This is a genomic window from Klebsiella grimontii (assembly GCF_900200035.1).
GTDB classification, from domain to species: Bacteria; Pseudomonadota; Gammaproteobacteria; order Enterobacterales; family Enterobacteriaceae; genus Klebsiella; species Klebsiella grimontii.
Map to the genome: position 1 here is coordinate 164,917 of NZ_FZTC01000052.1, position 18,949 is coordinate 183,865.

General features: G+C 57.1%; 17 protein-coding genes. 10 read left to right on the top strand and 7 right to left on the bottom strand.

Translation table 11 applies throughout. From position 1 onward, the window contains the following. Positions 1–26: 26 nt before the first annotated feature. The 3 genes from feoA to greB form a co-directional block, all read right to left on the bottom strand. The gene (gene feoA, locus KOSB73_RS29220) at positions 27–254 is read right to left on the bottom strand and encodes a ferrous iron transporter A (protein ID WP_004126281.1); all 228 of its coding nucleotides are present in this window, start codon (positions 252–254) and stop codon (positions 27–29) included. A gap of 411 nt (positions 255–665) precedes the next feature. Beyond that, a complete protein-coding gene (locus KOSB73_RS29225) occupies positions 666–2,996 on the bottom strand; it encodes a Tex family protein (protein WP_024359788.1) in 2,331 nt (776 codons plus the stop codon). Between the two features lie 101 nt (positions 2,997–3,097). Continuing rightward, positions 3,098–3,571 (bottom strand): transcription elongation factor GreB, encoded by a 474-nt coding sequence (gene greB / locus KOSB73_RS29230; protein ID WP_082237875.1) that lies wholly within the window; start codon positions 3,569–3,571, stop codon positions 3,098–3,100. Positions 3,572–3,808: 237 nt separating this feature from the next. Here greB and ompR point away from each other — a divergent pair, with 237 nt between their 5' ends. Both ompR and envZ read left to right on the top strand, forming a co-directional pair. Continuing rightward, complete coding sequence (ompR, locus tag KOSB73_RS29235) at positions 3,809–4,528, top strand: osmolarity response regulator transcription factor OmpR (protein WP_001157751.1); 720 nt, start codon at positions 3,809–3,811, stop codon at positions 4,526–4,528. Continuing rightward, the gene (gene envZ, locus KOSB73_RS29240) at positions 4,525–5,886 is read left to right on the top strand and encodes a two-component system sensor histidine kinase EnvZ (protein ID WP_024359787.1); all 1,362 of its coding nucleotides are present in this window, start codon (positions 4,525–4,527) and stop codon (positions 5,884–5,886) included. The genes ompR and envZ overlap by 4 nt, the downstream gene beginning before the upstream one ends. 159 nt (positions 5,887–6,045) lie before the next feature. Here the strand turns inward: envZ and KOSB73_RS29245 are convergent, their stop codons facing one another. After that, complete coding sequence (locus KOSB73_RS29245) at positions 6,046–7,317, bottom strand: acid phosphatase (protein WP_064410560.1); 1,272 nt, start codon at positions 7,315–7,317, stop codon at positions 6,046–6,048. Positions 7,318–7,502: 185 nt separating this feature from the next. On the opposite strand from KOSB73_RS29245, the gene KOSB73_RS29250 reads away from it, so the two are divergent. Continuing rightward, positions 7,503–8,345 (top strand): 23S rRNA (adenine(2030)-N(6))-methyltransferase RlmJ, encoded by an 843-nt coding sequence (locus KOSB73_RS29250; protein ID WP_064410561.1) that lies wholly within the window; start codon positions 7,503–7,505, stop codon positions 8,343–8,345. A gap of 71 nt (positions 8,346–8,416) precedes the next feature. Continuing rightward, on the top strand, positions 8,417–9,769 hold the full coding sequence (gene gorA / locus KOSB73_RS29255; protein WP_064343302.1) for a glutathione-disulfide reductase: 1,353 nt from the start codon (positions 8,417–8,419) through the stop codon (positions 9,767–9,769). 51 nt (positions 9,770–9,820) lie between these two features. Here the strand turns inward: gorA and KOSB73_RS29260 are convergent, their stop codons facing one another. Then, complete coding sequence (locus KOSB73_RS29260) at positions 9,821–10,444, bottom strand: glutathione S-transferase family protein (RefSeq protein ID WP_004134265.1); 624 nt, start codon at positions 10,442–10,444, stop codon at positions 9,821–9,823. A 121-nt stretch (positions 10,445–10,565) separates the two neighbouring features. Between KOSB73_RS29260 and KOSB73_RS29265 the strand changes: the two genes are divergently transcribed. The 4 genes from KOSB73_RS29265 (at position 10,566) to KOSB73_RS29280 (ending at position 14,733) form a co-directional block, all read left to right on the top strand. Next, the gene (locus KOSB73_RS29265; protein WP_098141394.1) at positions 10,566–11,714 is read left to right on the top strand and encodes an iron-containing alcohol dehydrogenase; all 1,149 of its coding nucleotides are present in this window, start codon (positions 10,566–10,568) and stop codon (positions 11,712–11,714) included. 266 nt (positions 11,715–11,980) lie between these two features. Next, positions 11,981–13,633: an alpha,alpha-trehalase gene (locus tag KOSB73_RS29270; RefSeq protein WP_004134262.1), complete on the top strand. Its 1,653-nt coding sequence runs from the start codon at positions 11,981–11,983 to the stop codon at positions 13,631–13,633. Between the two features lie 68 nt (positions 13,634–13,701). Continuing rightward, positions 13,702–14,229, top strand: coding sequence for a GNAT family N-acetyltransferase (locus KOSB73_RS29275; protein WP_064410563.1), 528 nt, complete (start codon positions 13,702–13,704; stop codon positions 14,227–14,229). A 75-nt stretch (positions 14,230–14,304) separates the two neighbouring features. Beyond that, entirely contained in the window at positions 14,305–14,733 is a 429-nt protein-coding gene (locus KOSB73_RS29280; protein WP_024359780.1) for a lysozyme, read from the top strand. Here KOSB73_RS29280 and KOSB73_RS29285 read toward each other — a convergent pair. Then, positions 14,730–15,338: a response regulator transcription factor gene (locus KOSB73_RS29285; protein WP_024359779.1), complete on the bottom strand. Its 609-nt coding sequence runs from the start codon at positions 15,336–15,338 to the stop codon at positions 14,730–14,732. The genes KOSB73_RS29280 and KOSB73_RS29285 overlap by 4 nt on opposite strands. Before the next feature lie 359 nt (positions 15,339–15,697). Then, on the bottom strand, positions 15,698–16,456 hold the full coding sequence (locus KOSB73_RS29290; RefSeq protein WP_098066176.1) for an SDR family NAD(P)-dependent oxidoreductase: 759 nt from the start codon (positions 16,454–16,456) through the stop codon (positions 15,698–15,700). Positions 16,457–16,575: 119 nt separating this feature from the next. On the opposite strand from KOSB73_RS29290, the gene KOSB73_RS29295 reads away from it, so the two are divergent. After that, complete coding sequence (locus KOSB73_RS29295; protein ID WP_024359777.1) at positions 16,576–17,475, top strand: LysR family transcriptional regulator; 900 nt, start codon at positions 16,576–16,578, stop codon at positions 17,473–17,475. 250 nt (positions 17,476–17,725) lie between these two features. Beyond that, the gene (gene yhjD / locus KOSB73_RS29300) at positions 17,726–18,757 is read left to right on the top strand and encodes an inner membrane protein YhjD (RefSeq protein WP_004134249.1); all 1,032 of its coding nucleotides are present in this window, start codon (positions 17,726–17,728) and stop codon (positions 18,755–18,757) included. Positions 18,758–18,949: the final 192 nt, after the last annotated feature.

The window sequence follows — 18,949 nt, forward strand, 5'->3', positions numbered from 1 at the left end:
TTCATACTCTTAGTGCCGGTCAGGCATTATTGTGCAACCGCTTCCAGCTCAATTAACGCAAGATCCTTTTTACGTAATACCAGGCTAACGCGTCGGGTTTCAATATGAATAGGGTCGCCGAGCGGCGCCACGCGAACCACGTTAAAAGACGAACCCGGCAGCATCCCGAGGGACAGCAGCTTCTGCCGATATGCCGGACTAATATCGCGGGAGAAGCCGGTGATTTTCCACGCACTATCAGGTGTGAATTGCATAGGACCTACTTGTGTATCGCCAACCGAAAGAGAGTTTTCCCCTATGCGCCGCAGACGCGGTGCCAGGGACCATAGCCAACGAAGAATAAAAAACACTCAATGGAAATAATGATAATGAGAATAGTTTTTATCATCAATACATATAATGCGCTCGATTCTTTTTTTAAACAGGAAATTGAGCATTTGTTGATATTGAGCAAACTCTATTTTGTCACGACCGTAGAGAGAATCATTATTTCTGCTTAGCGAATGTTTAATAAAGGTGTCATTGGTTAACGAAATGAAAATAATAATCTCATTATCCGTAATTCGCGCTTATTAAGAGGTTATAAGAAAATACTGATGCTTGTTTGCGCAATATGGCGAAGAGCAGAGAAGAAACGGCCCCTCAGAAAAGGGGCCGGAAAGAGATTAGCGTTTTTTACCCATTGCCGCCGCCAGCGCGTCCATCATCGCGCTGTTGCCCGCTGGCTGCGCCTCGCGACCGCGAGGTTTAGCGGCCTTCGCCGCCGGGCGGTTGCCCTGAGGACGATCGTTTCCGCCGCCGCGGCGCGCGTTGCTGTCGCCAGGCTGTTCGTCCAGACGCATCGTCAGCGCGATACGCTTCCTCGGCAGGTCAACTTCCATCACTTTGACCTTCACGATATCGCCCGCTTTGACCACCGTGTGCGGATCTTCAACGAACTTATTCGACAGGGAAGAGATATGCACCAGGCCGTCCTGGTGAACGCCGATATCGACAAACGCGCCGAAGTTGGTGACGTTGGTCACCGCGCCTTCGAGGATCATTCCCGGCAGCAGGTCGTTCATGGTCTCTACGCCATCGGCGAACTGGGCGGTTTTAAACTCCGGACGCGGGTCGCGGCCCGGTTTTTCCAGCTCTTTGATAATGTCGGTTACCGTCGGCACGCCGAATTTATCATCAGTGAAATCAACGGCTTTCAGATTACGCAGCTCGCTGCTGTTGCCCATCAAATCTTTCAGCGCCTGCTGAGTCGCCGCCAGAATGCGCTCCACCACCGGATACGCTTCCGGGTGCACGGTTGAGGCGTCCAGCGGGTTGTCGCCGTGGTTGATGCGCAGGAAGCCCGCGCACTGCTCAAACGCTTTCGGCCCCAGACGGCTCACCTTCAGCAGCTGCTGACGGTTCTGGAACTGACCGTTCTCATCGCGCCAGGAGACGATATTCTGCGCCATCATGCGGGTCAGACCGGCGACGCGGGTAAGCAGCGGGACGGAAGCGGTATTCAGGTCGACGCCGACGGCGTTCACGCAGTCTTCCACCACCGCGTCCAGCTTACGCGCCAACTGGGTCTGGCTGACATCGTGCTGATACTGGCCGACGCCGATGGATTTCGGATCGATCTTCACCAGCTCGGCCAGCGGGTCCTGCAGACGACGGGCGATAGAGACCGCGCCGCGCAGGGAAACATCGAGATCCGGGAACTCCAGCGCCGCCAGTTCGGAGGCGGAATACACGGACGCGCCCGCTTCGCTGACGATAACCTTTTGCGCGGTCACTTTCGGGAACTGCTTCTGCACGTCGAGGAAGAAACGCTCGGTTTCACGCGAAGCGGTACCGTTGCCGATCGCCACCAGCTCAACGTTGTACTTTTCACACAGCGCGGCAACCGCCACCGCCGCTTTAGCGGCCTGCCCGGTATGCGGGTAGATGGTATCGGTAGCCACCAGCTTGCCGGTGCCGTCAACGACGGCGACTTTCACGCCGGTGCGCAGACCCGGATCGAGGCCCATGGTGGCGCGCAGCCCGGCCGGAGCGGCCATCAGCAGGTCGTGCAGATTGCGGGCGAAGACGTTAATCGCCTCATCTTCCGCACGTTCGCGTACGGTGCCCATCAGTTCGGTTTCGAGGTGCATCAGCACCTTGATGCGCCACGTCCAGCTCACCACGCCCTTACGCCAGCTGTCCGCCGGGGCGTTGTTCAGGCGCAGGCCGAGATGGTCGATAATGATTTGCTCGCCGTGACTCTCTTTCGGCGGCTCGTCGAACTGCGGGTCGGCGTTTAAAGAGAGCTGCAGCACGCCTTCATTGCGGCCGCGGAACATCGCCAGCGCGCGGTGCGACGGCACGGTGGCGATCGGTTCGTGATGATCGAAGTAGTCGCGAAATTTCGCCCCTTCCTCTTCCTTACCGCTGACGACGGTCGCCACCAGGTGGGCGTTTTTCCACAGATAGTCGCGCACTTTCGCCAGCAGGGCGGCGTCTTCCGCAAAGCGCTCCATCAGGATATAGCGCGCGCCGTCGAGGGCGGCCTTGCTGTCCGCGACGCCTTTATCCGCGTCGATATATTTGGCGGCTTCGGTTTCCGGGTCGTGAGACGGTTCGTTCCACAGCAGCTCGGCCAGCGGCTCCAGCCCGGCCTCAATGGCGATCTGCCCGCGGGTGCGGCGCTTCGGTTTGTACGGCAGGTAGAGGTCTTCGAGCTCGGTCTTACTCAAGGTCCCGTTGATGGCTTTTTCCAGCGCCTCGGTCAGTTTGCCCTGTTCACCGATGGACTTCAGGATTGCCTGACGGCGATCTTCGAGTTCACGCAGATAACCCAGGCGGGTTTCCAGATTACGCAGCTGCGTGTCATCCAGACCGCCGGTGACTTCTTTACGATAGCGTGCGATAAACGGCACGGTGTTCCCTTCATCAAGCAGGCGAACGGCAGCTTCTACCTGTTCAGCCCTGGCCTGAAGTTCACCCGCAATAATGCGGCAGAGCGAATCATTCATCATCGGTTTAATTCATCTTTAGGATCAAAAATCAGGGGGATAGTTATACGGACTGACACGGTAAAATGCCAGCCACGACCCAAGCCTCTCGGAATGTTCCGGGCTTAATTGACGTATTCAATTTCATTAACATACCAGGCCGCCTCGCCCGCGGGCGTGTTAACGATAGCTAAATCGCCGACCTCTTTTTTCAGCAGCGCGCGCGCCATTGGCGAATCAATGGAGATGTAGTCATTGCGGCCAAAGATTTCATCGTAGCCGACAATCCGAAAGCGCTTCGTCTCGCCCGCATCGTTTTCAATTTCCACCCACGCGCCGAAAAAAACCTTCCCCTCCTGCTGCGGCGAATAATCGACGATTTTCAGCTGCTCAAGGCATTTGGTCAGATAGCGCACCCGGCGGTCGATTTCACGCAGGCGCTTTTTATTGTACTGATAGTCGGCGTTTTCGCTGCGGTCGCCAAGGCTCGCCGCCCAGGTCACTTTTTTGGTAACTTCCGGACGTTCTTCGCGCCACAGGGTGTCCATCTCTTTCTTCAGTTTTTCATACCCTTCACGGGTGATCAGCGGCGTTTTCATCGAAGGTTCCGGCTCCTGATTACAAATCTTTGTGCAATGCTGCGCACAATTCGTCGCACGTCATCATAGCAACAGGATAAATAATGTGTCTTATGCTTAAATGTATACTTAAGCTGCTGTTAAATATGCTTTGTAACAATTTAGCCTGGAATATATACCAGATTTCGCTGGTGGGCGACCCGGGCTTTTTTGAGAATACGTACTGACAATTGCAGTGAACCTTTGGGAGTATAAACAATGCAAGAGAATTATAAGATTCTGGTTGTCGATGACGACATGCGCCTGCGCGCGCTACTCGAACGTTATCTGACCGAGCAGGGCTTCCAGGTTCGTAGCGTGGCGAACGCTGAACAGATGGATCGCCTGCTGACTCGTGAATCCTTCCACCTGATGGTGCTGGATCTCATGCTGCCGGGCGAAGATGGCCTGTCCATTTGCCGCCGCCTGCGCAGCCAGAGCAACCCGATGCCGATCATCATGGTCACGGCGAAAGGGGAAGAAGTTGACCGTATCGTGGGCCTGGAAATCGGCGCCGACGACTACATCCCAAAACCGTTCAACCCGCGCGAGCTGCTGGCCCGTATCCGCGCCGTGCTGCGCCGCCAGGCTAATGAACTGCCGGGCGCGCCTTCGCAGGAAGAGGCGGTGATCGCCTTTGGTAAGTTCAAGCTGAACCTCGGCACCCGCGAGATGTTCCGTGAAGATGAACCCATGCCGCTGACCAGCGGTGAATTCGCGGTACTGAAAGCGCTGGTGAGCCATCCGCGCGAACCATTATCCCGCGATAAGCTGATGAACCTCGCCCGCGGCCGTGAATATTCGGCCATGGAACGTTCCATCGACGTACAAATCTCCCGTCTGCGCCGCATGGTGGAAGAAGACCCGGCGCATCCACGCTATATCCAGACCGTTTGGGGCCTGGGCTACGTTTTCGTCCCGGACGGCTCTAAGGCATGAAACGCGTGCGCTTTTCGCCGCGAAGCTCGTTTGCCCGCACCCTGTTACTGATCGTCACCCTGCTGTTCGCCAGCCTGGTGACGACCTATTTAGTGGTGCTGAATTTCGCGATCCTGCCCAGTCTCCAGCAGTTTAATAAGGTTCTGGCCTACGAAGTGCGTATGCTGATGACCGATAAACTGCAGCTGGAAGACGGCACCCAACTGGTGGTGCCCCCGGCGTTTCGCCGCGAGATTTATCGCGAGCTGGGCATTTCGCTCTATTCCAACGAAGCGGCGGAAGACGCAGGCCTGCGCTGGGCGCAGCATTATGAATTCTTAAGTCAGCAGATGGCGCACCAGCTCGGCGGGCCGACCGAAGTGCGGGTGGAAGTGAATAAAAGCTCGCCCGTGGTGTGGCTGAAAACCTGGCTCTCCCCCAATATCTGGGTGCGCGTACCGCTGACCGAAATCCACCAGGGCGACTTCTCGCCGCTGTTCCGCTACACCCTGGCCATCATGCTGCTGGCGATTGGCGGCGCCTGGCTCTTTATTCGTATTCAGAACCGACCGCTGGTCGACCTGGAGCACGCGGCGCTGCAGGTCGGGCGAGGCATTATTCCCCCGCCGCTGCGCGAATACGGCGCATCGGAAGTGCGGTCGGTGACCCGCGCTTTTAACCATATGGCGGCTGGCGTGAAGCAATTGGCGGACGACCGTACGCTGCTGATGGCCGGAGTCAGCCATGATTTACGCACCCCTCTCACGCGTATTCGTCTGGCGACGGAGATGATGGGCGAAGAGGACGGCTATCTCGCCGAATCGATTAATAAAGATATCGAAGAGTGTAACGCCATTATTGAGCAGTTTATCGACTACCTGCGCACCGGTCAGGAGATGCCGATGGAGCTGACGGACCTTAACGCGGTGCTGGGGGAAGTGATTGCGGCGGAGAGCGGCTACGAGCGAGAAATCGCCACCGATCTGCAGCCGGGCGAGATCCCGCTGCGCGTGCATCCGCTTTCCATCAAGCGCGCGCTGGCGAATATGGTGGTTAACGCCGCCCGCTACGGCAACGGCTGGATTAAAGTCAGCAGCGGCAGCGAGGGAAACCGGGCCTGGTTCCAGGTGGAAGATGACGGTCCGGGGATTAAACCAGAGCAGCGCGAGCATCTGTTTCAGCCGTTCGTGCGCGGCGATAGCGCCCGTACGATTAGCGGAACCGGCCTCGGCCTGGCTATCGTTCAGCGCATCATCGATAACCATAACGGCAAGCTGGAACTTGGTTCCAGCGAACGCGGCGGATTATTAATTCGCGCCTGGCTGCCGGTGCCGATGAATCGCGCTCTGCCTGCGGTAAAATCCACCAAAGAGAGCTAGATCGGCCTTAAACCAACCTCATCCGGTACGCCCGCATAAAACCGCCCGGCGGCGGCTCGCGCCTTACCGGGACTACGAGCTCACCACCGTCTGCGGACCAGTAGCCCGGACAAGGCGCGTCAAGCGCCGCCTCCGGGACGTTGCCGGACTGCTTCAGGTTTAATGCGCTTTATTCGCCATCTGATACGCCGCCGGCAGATTCAGCCGCTGCCAGAACTGCTGAGCGTCATTCTCACCGGAGAGCGGATACCCTGCGGGTAGCGCCGTTTTGACCATCAGCGCCCGACGCTGCGCGGCGGACAGATTCGGCAGCGCAGCCTCCAGCAGCACTTCAGCCCCTTGCGGCACCTTCAGGCTCTGTTTTTCGCCCTTCTGCTGCGGCAAATCGTAGGTCATGGTGAAACGATAAAACGCCTTCATCGCCGGGTCGCGATACGGATCGTCTTTCGCAGGCATCTTCGCGCATTCCGCCAGCGTCGTGCCGCACTCCTTCTCCAGCGCGGCGCGCAGCTGGTCGCGGGCCTCATTAAACAGCCCGCGATACTTCGCGTCATTCAAATAGTGGGCGACGTTGCGCTGCGCCACCATCCGCGAGCCCATCACGTCCAGCGGATAGTGCACGCCCAGCACGATGCGCGAATAGCCATAGCGAGCGCCGCGGGTAACCAGCGCATCGAAGCGCTCCGGGATCATCTCCGCCATTAGCAGAGCGTCGGTATAGCCTGTATTGGTGTGCCCGCTTGGAAACGAGCCGCCGTCTGCGGTATAGGGCTTATTGTCCTTAACGACCACATCGTCCGGCACCAGATGGATGGTATTGCCCTGAATCAGGAACGGACGCGGGTTGTTAAAGTGCTTTTTCGCCGCCCCGGTACTCACTTCAGAAGCTTTGATCAGCGCCGCCGCCTTACCGAGCTCGCCTTTGTCGTAGGCGGCGAGGAACGCTTTACCGAGGCGCGGCCCCAGCGCATCGCTGAGGAAGTAGAGATAGCTGATGCCCTCGGCATCCGCCAGCGCCTGATGGCGGGAGGTCTGTACGGCATCGCGGTTAATGGCGGTGACCGTCGCCAGATTTTGCTCAATCACCGCCTGCGGCAGCGCAGTGAACGCCGAGAGCAGCTCGATTCCTGCCTGCTGGTTGGCTTTGGTCTGAAAGTCGTACCCGCTGGCCTTCAGCCACGCGGTATCCGCCTGGGTTTTATTCTGTCTGGCGTGTTCAAGCTGGTCGCGAGTCAGGGTCGCCGCATCGCCCTTCAGCGCGTTGCGCAGCTGCGACAGGCTTTGGCTCTCCAGCGCGTCAAACGCCGGGCTGGCGGCGGCTGGCGTCACGGCGTTGGCCATTGTTGCCGCCTGGTTCAAAGGGACCTCTTTCGCCAGTACCGGCAGCGCCAGCACGAGCGCCGTTGCGAGAAGCGTGATTTGCATTTTCATTATTTTTCCTTTTATTCAAACAATTACCTTGCCTGTACGTGACGCTAGCCTCTCTGTTTGACGCTTTTATGACACGGTTATGTTTTGCAACGCTTTAAGCGGAATGGAAACAGCGCGGCGGTAATCCAGGCCGATCTGCGGTAAACTATCGGTAATCTTGTCTAAATCCCGGAATCACCGTATCCATGCTCAGTTATCGTCATAGCTTTCACGCAGGCAACCACGCCGACGTTCTTAAACACACCGTTCAGAGCCTGATCATTGAATCGCTCAAAGAGAAAGAAAAACCGTTTCTCTATCTGGACACCCACGCCGGGGCTGGCCGCTATCAGCTGAGCAGCGAACACGCCGAACGTACCGGTGAATATCTCGAAGGCATCGCCCGCATCTGGCAGCAGGATGACCTGCCCGCCGAGCTGGAGCCGTATGTCTCCGTCGTTCAGCACTTCAACCGTAGCGGCCAGCTGCGCTACTACCCCGGCTCGCCGCTGATTGCCCGCCAGCTGCTGCGCGAGCAGGACAGCCTGCAGATGACCGAACTGCACCCGAGCGATTTTCCGCTGCTGCGCGCCGAGTTTCAGAAAGACGACCGCGCCCGGGTTGAAAAAACCGACGGCTATCAGCAGCTGAAGTCTAAGCTGCCGCCGGTTTCTCGCCGTGGGCTGGTGCTGATCGACCCGCCTTACGAAATCAAAAGCGACTACCAGGCGGTCGTGACCGGTATTCATGAAGGCTACAAACGCTTTGCCACCGGCACCTACGCGCTGTGGTATCCGGTGGTGCTGCGGGCGCAGATTAAGCGCATGATCAAAGAGTTAGAGGCCACCGGCATTCGCAAAATTCTGCAAATCGAGCTAGCGGTGCGCCCGGACAGCGACCAGCGCGGGATGACCGCTTCCGGGATGATCGTCATCAACCCGCCGTGGAAGCTGGAGCAGCAGATGAACAACGTTCTGCCGTGGCTGCATAAAAAGCTGGTGCCGACCGGCATCGGCCATACCACCGTCAGTTGGATCGTGCCTGAGTAATCGCAGTCATCGGTGGAAACTATTGATTTCAGGTATACAATCGCGCCAATCAGACATTAAGGATAAGACTCATGAGCAAGCATTATGACTATATCGCCATTGGCGGCGGCAGCGGCGGTATCGCCTCCATTAACCGTGCCGCTATGTACGGCCAGAAGTGCGCGCTGATTGAAGCGAAAGACCTGGGCGGTACCTGCGTAAACGTCGGCTGCGTACCGAAGAAAGTGATGTGGCATGCGGCGCAGATTCGCGAAGCTATCCATCTGTATGGCCCGGATTACGGTTTTGATACCACGATCAATCACTTCGACTGGGATAAACTGGTCGCCAGCCGTAGCGCCTATATCGAGCGTATCCACACCTCCTACGATAACGTGCTGGGCAAAAATAAGGTCGACGTGATTAAAGGCTTCGCCCGTTTTGTCGATGCGAAAACCATCGAAGTGAACGGCGAGACGATAACCGCCGATCATATTCTGATCGCCACCGGCGGACGCCCGAGCCATCCGAATATCCCCGGCGTCGAATACGGCATTGATTCCGATGGTTTCTTCGAACTGCCGGCGCTGCCGAAACGCGTTGCGGTTGTCGGCGCGGGCTATATCGCCGTTGAGCTGGCGGGCGTGATTAACGGCCTGGGCGCGGAGACGCACCTTTTCGTGCGTAAACACGCGCCGCTGCGTAGCTTCGATCCGCTGATTGTGGAAACGCTGGTTGAGGTGATGAACGCCGAAGGCCCGCAGTTGCACACCAACGCCATTCCGCAAGCGGTGGTTAAAAATGCCGACGGCAGCCTGACCCTGGAACTGGAAGACGGCCGCAGCCAGACCGTGGACTGCCTGATTTGGGCGATCGGTCGCGAACCGGCGACTGATAACTTCAACCTCGCCGCTACCGGGGTAAAAACCAACGATAAAGGCTATATCGTGGTCGATAAATTCCAGAACACCAACGTTCCGGGTATTTACGCCGTGGGCGATAATACCGGCGCCGTCGAGCTGACCCCGGTCGCCGTCGCCGCAGGCCGTCGTCTCTCCGAGCGTCTGTTTAACAACAAGCCGGACGAACATCTGGACTACAGCAACATCCCGACCGTGGTGTTCAGCCATCCGCCTATCGGCACCGTCGGCTTAACTGAGCCGCAGGCGCGCGAGCAGTACGGCGATGAAGCGGTGAAGGTGTATAAATCCTCTTTCACCGCCATGTATACCGCCGTGACCTCACACCGCCAGCCGTGCCGCATGAAGCTGGTCTGCGTCGGCCCGGAAGAGAAGATTGTCGGTATTCACGGTATCGGCTTCGGGATGGATGAGATGCTGCAGGGCTTCGCGGTGGCGCTGAAAATGGGCGCAACCAAGAAAGACTTCGACAATACCGTGGCTATCCACCCAACCGCCGCGGAAGAGTTTGTGACCATGCGCTAAGACGCGCACCACGCATGAAAAAGAAGCTCTCAGGAGCTTCTTTTTTTATCTCTACGCCACGCCATTATTGCCGTGGCGCTTAAACGCCGGCCGCTGATTCAGCGCCATATACCAGCGCTCCACTTCCGCCATTTCAGGATGGGCGAACGGCGTCATTTTCCAGCGATGCACCGACAGGCCAAGGACAATATCCGCCAGCGTAAACTCGCTACCGGCGACCCATGCCCCGGTTTGCTGCAGCTGCGTATTGACGATCTGCACGCAGCGGGTCCAGGCGGCGATACTCTCTTTGATAGCCGCCGGGTCCTGGAAGCGCGGGTCCTTGCGCACCAGCCCCATAAAGGCGTAGCGCCAGGCCGTGTTAAATTCCGTTGCCTGCCAGTCCATCCAGTGCTCAACCTCGGCGGCAGCCCGCGGCGCCGTGGGGAGCAGGTCTTCCCGCCCGGCTTTGCGCGCCAGGTAGCGGCAGATGCTGTTCGACTCCCACAGCACAAAGTCGTCATCCAGCAGCACGGGTACCAGACTGTTCGGGTTAAGGGCGCGAAACTCAGGCGTCTCGATGGACTGAAACCCGCTGCCGTAATCCTCCTGCTGATACTCAAGTCCCGCTTCCTCGCAGGTCCACAGCGCTTTACGCACGTTAATTGATGAGCGTTTGCCCAGTATTTTTAGCATTGTCAGCAATTCCTCAATCAAAAGAGATGGTTGTTTCACAATACTGCATCGGCGACGCATGTACACCCGGATAATGTGTATAGTGGATTGCAGGATTTTTCTCCAGAACAGGTTATCCGACATGCTGACCTCTTTTAACGTTTTAACGCCGGGCAATATCCGCTTTGGGCGCGGCCTTACTTGTAGCGCTGCGCCCTGGCTCGCCGGACGTTGCGCACAGATACTGCTGGTTCACGGCGCCAGCCTGACGCGCGCAGAGTTTTTGTTAAGCGAACTCCACGCGCGCCAGCTGCACGTCACTACGCTCTCTATCGCCCATGAACCCAGCCTGCAGGACATTGAACGGGGCGTTCGTCTGGCGCAGGAAAAAGGCGTCGGGGCGGTGGTCAGCCTCGGCGGCGGCGCGGTCATTGATGCGGGCAAAGCCATTGCGGCGCTGGTGCCCGCTCAGGGACCCGCGATTGAATATCTGGAAGTGGTGGGCACCGGGCGCCTGTTAGAGGCCAATCCGCTGCCGTTCGTCGCCATTCCCACCACGGCCGGTACCGGGGCGGAAGTCACAAAGAACGCGGTGATCAACGTCCCTGAACAGCAGCGTAAAGTCAGCCTGCGCGATGACCGCATGCTGCCGGATCTGGCGATTATCGACCCGTCGCTCACCGACAACGCGCCGCGCGCGGTGACCTTAGCCTCCGGTCTCGACGCCATCACCCAGGTGATTGAGCCGTGGCTGTGCGCCCGCGCCAATCCGTTTACCGACGCGCTCTGCCGGGAGGCGATCCCGCGCGGCATCAAAGCGCTCAGAACGCTGATGGTAAAAGAGTGCCCGGATAGCCGCGATGAGATGGCATGGGTCAGCCTGTGCGGCGGACTGGCGTTAGCCAACGCCGGCCTCGGCGTGATTCACGGTCTGGCAGGCCCCTTAGGCGGTCTGAGCAACGCCGCCCACGGCGCGCTTTGCGGCAGCCTGCTTCCCTTCGGCCTGGCGCTCAATGAAACCCAGGTTAGCGACGAAAAAATCCGCCAGCGCTTTGTCGACGTACGCCAGTGGCTGGCGGCGGGGCTGGACGTCGACCCGAACAACGCCTGGGAGAGCCTGCGCGAGTGGAGCCAGCGCGCCGGGCTGGGCAACCTGCGCGAGCTCGGCGTCCCCCGCGAAGCGCTGGAACCCGCGGCCCTCGCCGCCAGCAGTTCATCATCGATGAAGGCTAACCCGGTCATGCTGACCAGCGAGCAACTGCTGGAGATGCTGGAAGCCGCGTGGGAGTAATGGCTTTATTGCTAAAGCGCCCGGAAATTTAGATTTTGTTGCAAAACGAAATCTCCGAATTTTTTGGCGCAATACGAAGCGGTTAAAATGGTTTTAATGCGCCAGGTCAAATAGTTAAAGCAGAAACCTCGAGCTGAAGGCGTAGAACAAAGCGTGATCTACCGCACACTTCTCTTTTCGTTTCCCGCTGCGAATGTCTAAGCTTAATAGACAGGTCGGGCGCGCCCGGCATCCTCTACTGACGCAATCCGGAGGTCCGTACCACTATGTTCAGCCAGAAATTACGCAACGTTGATGACGATGAGCTCAGGATCGAAAACGATCCGTGCTACGAAGCCGATCCGTATGAGTTAAAGCTGGATGAAATGTTCGACGCCGAACCCGAACCGGAGATCATTGAAGGGCTGCCCGCCTCGGATGCCCTGACCCCTGCCGATCGCTATCTGGAACTGTTCGCTCACGTCCAGAAGTCACGCATTTTCGCCGATAGCAAAACCTTCCCTGACTGCGCGCCGAAGCAGGACCCGCTGGATATTTTGATTCACTACCGTCGCGTAAGGCGCACTCCCGGATTCGATCTCCGCCAGTTCGTTGAAGATCACTTTTGGCTGCCGGATAGCCGCGCCGAGGATTACGTCTCCGATCCTAATCGATCGTTAAAAGAGCATATTGATAACCTGTGGCCCGTGCTGACCCGCGAGCCGCAGGATCATATTCCCTGGTCGTCGCTGCTGGCGCTGCCGCAGTCATATATCGTTCCCGGCGGCCGTTTTAGCGAAACCTACTACTGGGATTCCTACTTCACCATGCTCGGGCTGGCGGAAAGCGGCCGCGAAGATCTGCTGAAGTGCATGGCCGACAACTTCGCGTGGATGATTGAAATCTACGGCCATATTCCCAACGGCAACCGCACTTATTATCTCAGCCGCTCGCAGCCCCCGGTCTTTGCATTGATGGTTGAACTGTTTGAAGAAGATGGCGTCCGCGGCGCTAAACGGTACCTTGACCATCTGCAGATGGAGTACAGCTTCTGGATGGACGGCGCGGAATCGCTGATCCCCAATCAGGCCTACCGCCACGTGGTGCGTATGCCGGACGGCTCGCTGCTAAACCGCTACTGGGACGATCGCGATACGCCGCGCGATGAGTCATGGCGGGAAGATGTCGAAACGGCAAAACACTCCGGCCGCCCGCCGAACGAGGTCTATCGCGACCTGCGCGCCGGAGCGGAATCCGGCTGGGATTACTCCAGCCGCTGGCTGCGCGATATCACCCGGCTGGCGAGCATCCGTACCACCCAGTTTATCCCCATCGATTTGAACGCCTTCCTGTTCAAGCTGGAGAACACCATCGCCAACCTCTCCGGCCTCAAGGGCGATCGGGAAACAGAGGCCGCGTTTCGCCAGAAGGCCAGCGACCGCCGGGCGGCGGTGACCCGCTATCTGTGGGATGACGAGAGCGGCTGTTTTCGCGATTACGACTGGCGCCGCGAGCAGCTGGCGCTGTTTTCCGCCGCCAGCATCGTCGCGCTCTACGTCGGCATGGCGACCCATGAACAGGCCGACAGGCTCGCCGACGCGGTACGCGCCCGCCTGCTCACTCCGGGCGGTATTATGGCGACCGAATATGAAAGCGGCGAACAGTGGGATAAACCCAACGGCTGGGCGCCGCTGCAGTGGATGGCGGTACAGGGTTTTAAAATGTACGGCCAGGATCCGCTCGGCGATGAGATAGCGCAGAGCTGGCTGCAAACGGTGAATCATTACTATAAACAGCACTACAAGCTGATTGAAAAGTACCATATCGCCAGCGCCACGCCCCACGAAGGCGGAGGGGGTGAATATCCCCTCCAGGACGGCTTCGGCTGGACCAACGGCGTGGTGCGCCGGCTTATCGGCCTGTACGGCGAGCCGTTGTAAAAGCGCGCTATTCCCGGGGTCGATGTCCTGCTATGTTCATGGCATCGACTTTCGCCGGAACTCTTGCCATGCCTGAACTGGTTACCCCACGCCTGCGCTGCTCGCCGCTGCAGCTTGACGACTGGCCCTTTTTTCTCAGCCTACAGCAAGACCCCCAGGTCATGCTCTACGTCGCGGATCCTCGCCCGGTAGCGGAAATTCGCGATGCTTTTGATTCGCGGCTTCCCGCGTGGTCGCCGGGGGCGCCCCACTGGCTGTGCCTGGTGGTACGCGACCGCTATACCCACGCCCCCCTTGGCCTCACCGGTTATCATCACCATGCCCCCGACAGCGCTGAAGCGGGTTTTCTGTTCGCTCCCCATGCACAGGGCAAGGGTTACGGCTATGAATCTCTGCGCGCGCTATGCGATTACGCCTTCTCCACGGGCGGCATCCGGCGGCTTACGGCAACCGTCACCGCGGGCAACCTGGCATCCAAAAATCTGCTCCAGAAGGTGGGTTTTCACCAGGAAGGCGAGCTACGCGAATGCTACTGGCTCAACGGTCGCTGGCACAACGATTGGCTTTTTGGCCTGCTGCGCCGCGATTACAACTAGCCTGGGCCATCTGGCGAATAGGGGGCGACGAGCTTTTCCTCTACACTGCAGGCCGACAACAGAGGAAGGCAATAAATGTCCCCAACGATACCGCCGCTAAGCCTGCAGGGCCTTGAGTTTATTAAGCGCGCCCAGGGATTAGCGCTCGTCCCCTATCGGGACGAAAGCGGCCTGCGCGTGATTGGCTACGGCCATGTTCTCAACGACTATGAAACGTTCAGCCACTTCACGCGCGAGGTCGCGGAGACCTTACTTACTGTGGATCTACTGCAATGCCAGCGCGAGCTTAAGCGCAGCCTGCGGGTTACGCTTAATCAAGCGCAATATGATGCGCTGGTCTCTTTAGCCTTTAGCTGCGGGGCGGCGTCTCCGGCGCTTAATATTGTTTTGACCCATCTTAACCATCAGCGGTTCGCTGAAGCGTTGAACGCATGGGGAAATATTCGCAGCGGCCGCGAACAGCGGCGCGAAGAGTGCGCACGATTCAAAGCCTGCACCGATTAAGTTTCGCTAATGCTATTAAAAATCATCGCCGCCTGGGTACGATTCTTCACGTTAAGCCGGCGATAGAGCGACTCAAGATGGGCCTTTACCGTGCCGACGCTAATATTTAACGTACGGCTAATCTCTTTATTTGAATCACCGGCGGCCAGCAGTTGTAAAACCTCACGCTGGCGCTGGCTTAAATGAACCCATTTATTATCCCGCGCTTCCGCCGTCATTAGCCAATCGCCCGGTAGACGGAGCAGTCCCAACAGGACGCTGTTGATCGCCTGAGCGAAAGTTTGCAAACCTTCCTCGCGTTGCACGATGCCCCGCACATTGTAAGGCAGCGCGCGCTGTAGCCAGCTCTTATTATTGTCAGAAACAGTCAGCAGTACCTGAGATTGCGGGAAGCGAAGCTGTTTTTCCTGCAACAACCAACAACAAAACTCGCTGTGCATATCACCATCCAGAATGAGCAGCGCGTCAGGGTGCGCCGTCAGCATCTGCCAGAGCTGTTCAGGCTGACAGGTGCCAAAAAGATCAATTTCGGGAATGTATTGCTGAAGGCCAATTTTCATGCCATGAATAAATATCGACTGCCTGTCAAACATGATTACCTGCATGGATTTATCTCCATCAAAGAAATGCCCGATTTAATCAGGGGGAGGGGAATATCAGCAAGTAAAATAAGCGCTCGCTGTTTGGCCCGGGGCATTTTACCGATAGAGAGAATTAACTAAATATCATAACAATGAATAGTTACAGGCCTTGTTGATACCATTACTCATTCACAATAATTATTACACTTAAATTAAGGAAATCCTTAATTACCGGGCAAGAAAAGAATAAACACAATATTAATTTTTCTATTTTAAACGAACCCGGAAACGCAGGCGATGGCAAAATCAGGAATGTATGTTACGGAGTAAGAAAACGCATGAAATGCGCGTTGCCCCGCCATCATCGATGGCGGGGCGCTCGATCACAAAAACATCCCGCCTGACACTTCTACGCGCTGGGCGTTCATCCAGCGCAAGTCATCGCTCAGTAGCGCGGCGATGGCATCGCCAATATCATCCGGAAGCCCTACTCTTCCCAGCGCCGTTTGCGCGGCAATATGCTGATTCACCTGAGCGTTATCCCTTACGACGCCGCCGCCAAAATCGGTTTCAATCGCGCCAGGCGCGATGATATTGACCGAAATTCCGCGTGCCCCTAGCTCCTTCGCCTGATAGCGCGTCAGCACCTCCATCGCGCCTTTCATTGAGGCATAGGCCGCGTAGCCCGGCAGAGCAAAACGCGCCAGCCCGCTGGAAACATTGAGGATCCGCCCCCCGTCCTGCAATAACGGCAGCAGGCGTTGGGTGAGGAAGAACGGCCCCTTAAACTGGATGTTCATTAATTCATCAAACTGCGCTTCGCTGGTTTCAGCAAAAGGAATATTCAGACCGATTCCGGCATTGTTCAATAAATAGTCGAAGGTATCCCGTTTCCAGCGCTCCTGCAGCACCTCCGCCACCTGCTGAGCAAAAGCGTCGAAACTGCCGACATCACCGACGTTTAACGGTAATGCCGCGGCTTTCACGCCCGTTCGCTCAATTTCAGCCACCACGTCCAGCGCAGCCTGCTGGTTGCTGCGCCAGGTCAGAATAATATCAGTTCCCTTCGCAGCCAGCTTCAATGCGGCGTTTTTTCCCAATCCACGGCTGCCGCCGGTGACTAAAGCGATACGTTGTATCATCAGAAAACCCCTTCTCGGTTGCATTTGCAGAGTTAAAGAGCTTATTAGCTGCTATAAAAACAATAAATATGGCAAATTACGTTTTACTGTTTCCCGAAGAACAACAATAGGCCGCCGGGATGGATAAAATTCACGCAATGCAGCTGTTCATTAGGGTAGCGGAGCTGGAAAGTTTTTCCCGCGCCGCCGACACCCTTGGCCTGCCGAAAGGGAGCGTATCGCGCCAGATTCAGGCGCTCGAGAGCCACCTTGGCGCTCGCCTGCTGCACCGCACGACCCGCCGGGTGCAGCTGACCCAGGACGGCATGGTCTACTACGAACGCGCCAGAGACCTGCTGAGCAATCTTGAGGAGCTCGACGGTATGTTTCAGCTCGACCCCTCCAGCATCAGCGGGCGTCTGCGGGTTGATATGCCCGTCGCAGTGGCGAAAAAGCTGGTCATTCCGCAGCTGCCGGCGTTTTTGCAGCAGTATCCGGGCATCGAACTGGAGCTCAGCAGCAGCGATCGGTTAGTCGACGTGGTCCGCGAGGGCTTTGACTGCGTGGTGCGCGTCGGTACGCTGAAAGATTCCGGGCTGATCGCGCGGCCGCTAGGCAAGCTCACGCAAATTAACTGCGCCAGTCCGCAGTACCTGACGCGCTTTGGCTATCCGCAGTCGCTGGACGATCTCGCGGATCATGCGCTGATCCACTACGCCAGCAATCTGGGCGTTCGTCCGCTCGGATTTGAAGTGGTCAGCGATGGCGCGGTTCGCTGGGTTAAAGCGGGCGGCGTGCTTACGGTCAATAGTACCGAGACCTATCAGGCGTCGTGTCTGGCCGGACTGGGGATTATTCAGGTTCCACGGATAGGCGTTCGCGAAATGCTGCGCACCGGCGAACTGATCGAAATTCTTCCCCACTACCGCGCCGAACCGCTGCCGGTGTCGCTCATTTACCCGCACCGGCGTAATCTCTCGCGGCGGGTACATCTGTTTATGGAGTGGCTCGGCGGGATGATGAAAAACTATGTTGATTAGTCCGCATGATGAAAAATCCGTATTTGAGAGGGTGCCGATATTTTCTGCCGGATGGCGGGTGAGGCCTGAATAAGAATAAAAAATCAACTATATCATTGCATTATCAACTTCCCGCAGGCCTGGACAATGGCAGAAGAGCGCGCTTCAACCGCTCTCGGATTCATAGACCCGATGGCCCCGGTACGCCTTATCCGCGATTTTACGTATATAATTTTGATGAATACCGCTGTAAAAAAGGAAGAAATAATTTATGACGCCGGAAAACGACGCTCAACGCCCAACCGAGGATCCGGGCCAGCAGCCGGATAAAAACAAAAGCGCGATGGCTGCGATAAACGACTCTACCGTGGCGAAAAAAGCCAACCAGGCGCTGAAAAGCGTCACCGGAACGGCGGAAAAAGTTCAGCGTAACCATATGGTCGCCCATATCATCCGCGCCGCGGAGCGCTTTAACGACAGGCTGGGTAATCAGTTTGGCGCGGCAATCACCTACTTCTCGTTTTTATCGATGATCCCGATCCTGATGGTCTCTTTTGCGGCCGCCGGTTTTGTTCTCGCCTCGCATCCCACGCTGCTACAGGACATCTTCGATAAAATCCTGCTGAACGTTAGCGACCCGACGCTGGCGGCAACGCTGAAAAATACCATCAATACCGCCGTACAGCAGCGTACCGCCGTCGGTATCGTCGGCCTGCTGGTGGCGCTCTACTCCGGCATTAACTGGATGGGCAACCTGCGTGAGGCCATCCGCGCCCAGTCGCGCGACGTCTGGGAGCGCACGCCGCAGGATCAGGAGAAAATCTGGGTCAAATATTTCCGCGACTTTATCTCGCTGATCGGCCTGCTGGTGGCGCTGGTCATTACCTTGTCGATCACCTCCATCGCCGGCTCGGCCCAGCAGATGATTATCTCGGCGCTTTACCTTGATTACATTGAGTGGCTGAAACCGGCGTGGCGGCTGATTGGCCTGGCGATTTCCATCTTCGCTAACTATCTGCTGTTTTTCTGGATTTTCTGGCGGCTCCCGCGCCACCGCCCTCGCCGCAAGGCGCTGATTCGCGGCACTCTGATTGCGGCCGTCGGCTTTGAGATAATCAAAATCATCATGACCTGGACGCTGCCGGCGCTGGTGAAATCCCCCTCCGGGGCGGCGTTCGGCTCGGTGTTGGGGATAATGGCCTTCTTTTATTTCTTTGCCCGCCTGACGCTGTTCTGCGCCGCATGGATTGCCACCGCCGAATATAAAGACGACCGCCGGATGCCGGGTAAAGCCCACGACTAAATCATTATTGGGCTGAATAAAAGACGCAAAATTCAGCCCAACCTGGCATTTCAGCATATAAATCCAACGTGTAACTTTTATTTAACCTAAACCTGGTTTTATTGACCATTATTTGAATTATGTGAAGCATTTCATAGAAGTTATTTTTCTGGCACAGAAATTATTCACTTTTTGCCTATTTTTTAACCTCCC

Bases quoted from the DNA above. Each gene is read 5' to 3' on its own strand.
- feoA (WP_004126281.1), bottom strand. From the start codon at position 254: ATGCAATTCACACCTGATAGTGCGTGGAAAATCACCGGCTTCTCCCGC.
- KOSB73_RS29225 (WP_024359788.1), bottom strand. From the start codon at position 2,996: ATGATGAATGATTCGCTCTGCCGCATTATTGCGGGTGAACTTCAGGCC.
- greB (WP_082237875.1), bottom strand. From the start codon at position 3,571: ATGAAAACGCCGCTGATCACCCGTGAAGGGTATGAAAAACTGAAGAAA.
- ompR (WP_001157751.1), top strand. From the start codon at position 3,809: ATGCAAGAGAATTATAAGATTCTGGTTGTCGATGACGACATGCGCCTG.
- envZ (WP_024359787.1), top strand. From the start codon at position 4,525: ATGAAACGCGTGCGCTTTTCGCCGCGAAGCTCGTTTGCCCGCACCCTG.
- KOSB73_RS29245 (WP_064410560.1), bottom strand. From the start codon at position 7,317: ATGAAAATGCAAATCACGCTTCTCGCAACGGCGCTCGTGCTGGCGCTG.
- KOSB73_RS29250 (WP_064410561.1), top strand. From the start codon at position 7,503: ATGCTCAGTTATCGTCATAGCTTTCACGCAGGCAACCACGCCGACGTT.
- gorA (WP_064343302.1), top strand. From the start codon at position 8,417: ATGAGCAAGCATTATGACTATATCGCCATTGGCGGCGGCAGCGGCGGT.
- KOSB73_RS29260 (WP_004134265.1), bottom strand. From the start codon at position 10,444: ATGCTAAAAATACTGGGCAAACGCTCATCAATTAACGTGCGTAAAGCG.
- KOSB73_RS29265 (WP_098141394.1), top strand. From the start codon at position 10,566: ATGCTGACCTCTTTTAACGTTTTAACGCCGGGCAATATCCGCTTTGGG.
- KOSB73_RS29270 (WP_004134262.1), top strand. From the start codon at position 11,981: ATGTTCAGCCAGAAATTACGCAACGTTGATGACGATGAGCTCAGGATC.
- KOSB73_RS29275 (WP_064410563.1), top strand. From the start codon at position 13,702: ATGCCTGAACTGGTTACCCCACGCCTGCGCTGCTCGCCGCTGCAGCTT.
- KOSB73_RS29280 (WP_024359780.1), top strand. From the start codon at position 14,305: ATGTCCCCAACGATACCGCCGCTAAGCCTGCAGGGCCTTGAGTTTATT.
- KOSB73_RS29285 (WP_024359779.1), bottom strand. From the start codon at position 15,338: ATGCAGGTAATCATGTTTGACAGGCAGTCGATATTTATTCATGGCATG.
- KOSB73_RS29290 (WP_098066176.1), bottom strand. From the start codon at position 16,456: ATGATACAACGTATCGCTTTAGTCACCGGCGGCAGCCGTGGATTGGGA.
- KOSB73_RS29295 (WP_024359777.1), top strand. From the start codon at position 16,576: ATGGATAAAATTCACGCAATGCAGCTGTTCATTAGGGTAGCGGAGCTG.
- yhjD (WP_004134249.1), top strand. From the start codon at position 17,726: ATGACGCCGGAAAACGACGCTCAACGCCCAACCGAGGATCCGGGCCAG.